Source organism: Geminicoccus flavidas (assembly GCF_009806515.1).
GTDB classification, from domain to species: Bacteria; Pseudomonadota; Alphaproteobacteria; order Geminicoccales; family Geminicoccaceae; genus Geminicoccus; species Geminicoccus flavidus.
This window is the reverse complement of sequence record NZ_WUJP01000333.1, coordinates 1-4,079: the sequence shown is the minus strand read 5'-3', so window position 1 is coordinate 4,079 and position 4,079 is coordinate 1. Positions and strand designations below refer to the sequence as shown.

Here is a 4,079-nt window from a genome sequence, read left to right as displayed (position 1 = left end):
TTCTGCTAGACGCTGCAATAAGGGGCGCGGCAACGCGGCGCCAGCAGGCATGTGCCGCAACCGGCCCGCCTTGAGTGAAGTTCTGGCGTCAGAAGGACGCCTCAAGGAGGCCAGCTGGATGATCGAACGCCGCATGTTCCTGCTCGCGGCCACGGGAGCGCTGCTCCTTCCGGACCGGAGCCGGGCGGACGTCGTGTTCGAGAACGCCACGTTCCGGGTCATGCGCAAGGGCGACGATATCGGCCGGCACGAAATCCGCTTCGAGCCAGAGGACGACTTGGTCAAGGTCACCACGGCCATCGACATCAAGGTCAAGCTGGCCTTCATCACCGTGGCGTCGTTCAAGCAGGACGCGGTCGAGCACTGGCGGGGCGGCACGCTGGTGAAAGGCCGCTCCCGCATCGTCGACGACGGCGACATCTTCGACGTGAGCTTCGCGGCGAAGGATGAGCAGCTCGTGGTGCAGGGGCCCAAGGGCCGGGTCCGCGTGCCGCTCGGCACGATGACCGACATCGCGTTCTGGAACCAGGAGATCGTCCACCAGACCGCCCTGCTCGACAGCAAGACCACCGAGCTGATCAAGACCAGCACGACCCCCGGCGTGGCGGAAATGGTCGATTTGGGCGACGGCCGGAAGGTGGCGGCAACCCGCTACGAGATGAGCGGCACGCAGGGCCGCTCCGGCTCCATTTGGTACGATGAGAGCGGCCGGTTCGTGCGAACCAGCTTCGTCACCCGCGGCGAGCGGCTGGACTACTACCCGATTGCCTGAGCTCCGGCACCGGTCGCCACCAGCACCTCCTCCTGCCCGTGGAAATGCCAGCTGTCGCGGCAGCGCACGGGTGCGGCTAGGCGCAGGTCCGGCCAACGCCGGAACAGGGTCGTCAGCGCCACCTGGAGCTCCAGCCGCGCCAGCGCCGCGCCCAGGCAGGCATGGATGCCCGCTCCGAACGCCAAGTGACGCCGGTCCGCCCGTCCGGGATCGAACCGGTCAGGATCGGCGAACCGGCGCGGATCACGGCCGGCAGCACCCAGGAGCAGGCCGATCCGCTCCCCCGGCCGCAGCCTCAGGCCCGCCAGCTCGACCTCGGCCAGCGCATGGCGGCAGAACAGGTGGAGCGGCGGGACGAAACGCAGCGCTTCCTCGACCGTCGCGGAAGCGGCCTCGGGCCTGGCGAAGCGGGCTGCGGGATCGCCTGGCTCTGCCAGCAGGACGGCAACGGCATTGCCCAGCGCATGGACGGTGGCCTCGTGACCTGCATTCAGCAGCAGGATGCAGGTCGAGACCAGCTCGTCCTCGCTCAGGCCCCCCTCTGCCGGGTCCTGGCCGGCCAGCTGGCTGATCAGGTCGTGTCCTGGACAGTGGCGCCGCTCCCGGATCAGCGCCTTCAGCCAAGCCACAAAGGCCTCCGTAGCCGCCACCGCCGCGTCCTCGTCGGCCCGGCTGCGCCCCGGCCGGTACATCGCCAACATCCGGTGCGACCAGTCCAGCAGGTCTGGCGCCATCGCCGCCGGCACACCCAGGAGCAGGCAGATCGTCTCCACCGGGATCGGGGTGCAGTAGGCCGGCAGCAGGTCGAACGGCCGGCCAGCCGGGAAGGCGTCGACCAGCCGATCGGCCAGTGCCTGCACCTCGCCACGCAGCACCTCGATGCGCCTCGGCACGAAGACACGGCTCACCTGGCCGCGCAGCCGGGTGTGCAAAGGCGGCTCCCGCTCCAGCATGGAGCAGGCCTCCACCGCATAGAACGGTGCCAGTCGGGGCGGGATCTCGGGCGGCGCCTGCCCGGCGCACGCAGCCGCCTGCCAGGCGTCGCGGCCAAAGTGCCGGTCGCGCAGGACCGCATCCACCTCGGCCAGCCCAGCCAGGCACCAGTGGCCGAGCTCCTCCCAGAAGAACACTGGGCAGTGCGCATGCATCGCCCGGTAAGTTGGATAGGGATCCAGGAAGAAGCTCGGGTCGCGCGGATCGAGCCAGACCCGCCGCGTAACGGGATCGAGAGTGAGCGGCCCGGCCCTCACCTGCCGCCGGACACGTTGAAGGTCGTGGCGTTGACGTAGCTGGCCTTGTCGGAAAGCAGCCAGACCACCGCTTCGGCCACCTCGTCGGCCGTGCCCGCCCGGCCCATCGGCACGGTCGGGCCGAACCGTTCCAGCCGGTTCTCGATCCCGGTGTCGTTCTGCATCTCGGTGTCGATCAGGCCCGGCCGGATCCCGCAGACCCGGATGCCGTCGCCACCCACGTCCTTGCCCAGCCCCTCGGTGAGCGCGTCGACGCCGAGCTTGGCGATGCCGTAGGGCGTAAAGCCGCCTGCCCCGCGGAACACCGCCGCCATCGACGAGATGTTGACGATCACCCCGCCCTGGCCGCCGTGCGAGCGGCCCATCCGCCGCACCGCCTCGCGTGCCGTCCAGATCGCCCCCAGCAGGTCGACATCGATCACCCGGCGAATCACGTCGACCGGCATGTCGGCGAGCGGGCCCACCTTGTTGACGATCCCGGCATTGGCCACCACGCTGGTCACCTTGCCGAGCGCCGCCTCGGCCTTGTCGAACATCCGCACGACCGCCGCTTGGTCGGCGACGTCGCCCGCGATCGTGACCGCGCGGCGCCCGGCGGCACGCACCGCGTCTGCGACCTCCTCCGCCGGACCGGGCTTGGCCGCATAGTTGATCGCGACGTCCCAGCCGTCGCGCGCCGCCAGCCGGCAGATCGCCGCCCCGATGCCGCGCCCGCCGCCGGTGACCAGCAGCACCTTGTCCGTCATTCGACCGTCTCCACCAGGCTGGACGCAGCGGCTCTTGCCAGCGCGTCGTTCAAGATCGCCACCCGTTCCGGCAGCGCGTCCGGCAGTGCGATGCCGGACGGATCCAGAACCTGGCCGGCACGGCTGAGCCGCAGCACGCCGTCCTCCGCCTCCAGGGTCGCCGCCGCACCTTCCAGCTTCCAGCGCGCCGTCAGGCCTGTCGGCCGTGGGCCCACCAGGTGGATGATCGCCGCCCGGTCGTCCTGGTAGCCGGCCGAGACCACAGTCGCCCGCACGCCTTGCCGCGCTGCCACCGCGAGGCCCACGTTCCGGCAGTGGCCCAGCCACGGCTCAAAACGGGCCAGCCAGCCCGCCGCCTGCAGCAGCGGGTCCGGACCCGCCTCCTCGTCGACCTCGGCATAGACCGTCCGGCCGAGTTGTTCCGGGATTGCCTGCATGCGCGCCTCACCTGCCCCGGCATCTTTGTCCTTGCCGCAACCGATGGACGGCACCGGCCAGTTCGGTCAAGCATGCTCGCCGAGTGCTGCTGCGGCAGCTCAACGATCGGGAGGCAATGCAGATGATCTCGAGGCGCCTTCTCCTGGGCTCGGCGGTGGCAGGCTCCGCCCTGCTCTGCAGCCGGCTCCAGGCCGCGGAATACGTCACCGTGCTGACCGGCGGCACGTCAGGCGTCTACTATCCCCTGGGCGTGGCGCTGGCGAAGATCTACGGCGACACCATCCCGGATGCCCGCACCTCGGCCCAGGCGACCAAGGCCTCGGTCGAGAACCTGAACCTGCTCCAGCAGGGCAAGGGCGAGATCGCCTTCACGCTGGGCGACAGCCTGATCGACGCATGGAACGGCCGCGAGGAAGCGGGCTTCCCGAAGAAGCTCGACAAGCTGCGCGGGGTGGCGGCGATCTACTCGAACTACATCCAGGTGGTGGCGTCCAAGGAGAGCGGCATCGCATCCATCGCCGACCTGAAGGGCAAGGCGCTCTCGGTGGGCGCGCCCAAGTCCGGCACGGAGCTGAATGCCCGCGCCGTGCTGGCGGCCGCCGGCATGTCCTATGACGACCTCGGTAAGGTCGAGTACCTGCCGTTCGCCGAATCGGTCGAGCTCATGAAGAACCGCCAGCTTGACGCCACCCTGCAGTCGGCCGGCCTGGGCGTGGCCTCGATCCGCGACCTCGCCACCTCGGTGCCGATCACGGTGGTGCCGATCGAGGCCTCGCTGATCGAGCAGATCGGCCAGCCCTTCTACGCCTCGACCGTCCCGGCCGGTACCTATGACGGCCAGGACAGCGACGTGCCGACCGCGGCGGTGCCCAA

At 70.0% G+C, this 4,079-nt stretch carries 5 protein-coding genes; 2 read left to right on the top strand and 3 right to left on the bottom strand.

Annotated features, from left to right (window positions below; genetic code table 11):
- The first annotated feature begins 118 nt into the window (after positions 1-118).
- Positions 119-772 (top strand): DUF6134 family protein, encoded by a 654-nt coding sequence (locus tag EQG76_RS09320; protein WP_159712724.1) that lies wholly within the window; start codon positions 119-121, stop codon positions 770-772.
- Here the strand turns inward: EQG76_RS09320 and EQG76_RS09315 are convergent.
- From EQG76_RS09315 to EQG76_RS09305, 3 genes are read right to left on the bottom strand one after another with little or no spacing between them, the layout of a single operon-like run.
- Positions 757-2,022 carry a cytochrome P450 gene (locus EQG76_RS09315; protein WP_200840678.1) on the bottom strand — a complete coding sequence of 422 codons (1,266 nt, stop codon included), beginning with the start codon at positions 2,020-2,022 and terminating at the stop codon, positions 757-759. The two genes, EQG76_RS09320 and EQG76_RS09315, sit on opposite strands and share 16 nt — an antisense overlap.
- The gene (locus EQG76_RS09310; RefSeq protein WP_159712722.1) at positions 2,019-2,768 is read right to left on the bottom strand and encodes an SDR family oxidoreductase; all 750 of its coding nucleotides are present in this window, start codon (positions 2,766-2,768) and stop codon (positions 2,019-2,021) included. Before EQG76_RS09310 ends, EQG76_RS09315 begins: the two co-directional genes overlap by 4 nt.
- A complete protein-coding gene (locus EQG76_RS09305; RefSeq protein ID WP_159712720.1) occupies positions 2,765-3,205 on the bottom strand; it encodes a hypothetical protein in 441 nt (146 codons plus the stop codon). Before EQG76_RS09305 ends, EQG76_RS09310 begins: the two co-directional genes overlap by 4 nt.
- A gap of 116 nt (positions 3,206-3,321) precedes the next feature.
- Between EQG76_RS09305 and EQG76_RS09300 the strand changes: the two genes are divergently transcribed.
- On the top strand, positions 3,322-4,079 hold a 758-nt coding region (locus EQG76_RS09300; protein WP_159712718.1), incomplete at its 3' end, for a TAXI family TRAP transporter solute-binding subunit.

What these genes read in the sequence shown, in the direction of transcription:
- EQG76_RS09310 (WP_159712722.1), bottom strand. Translation starts at nt 2,768, where the DNA reads ATGACGGACAAGGTGCTGCTGGTCACCGGCGGCGGGCGCGGCATCGGG.
- EQG76_RS09320 (WP_159712724.1), top strand. Translation starts at nt 119, where the DNA reads ATGATCGAACGCCGCATGTTCCTGCTCGCGGCCACGGGAGCGCTGCTC.
- EQG76_RS09305 (WP_159712720.1), bottom strand. Translation starts at nt 3,205, where the DNA reads ATGCAGGCAATCCCGGAACAACTCGGCCGGACGGTCTATGCCGAGGTC.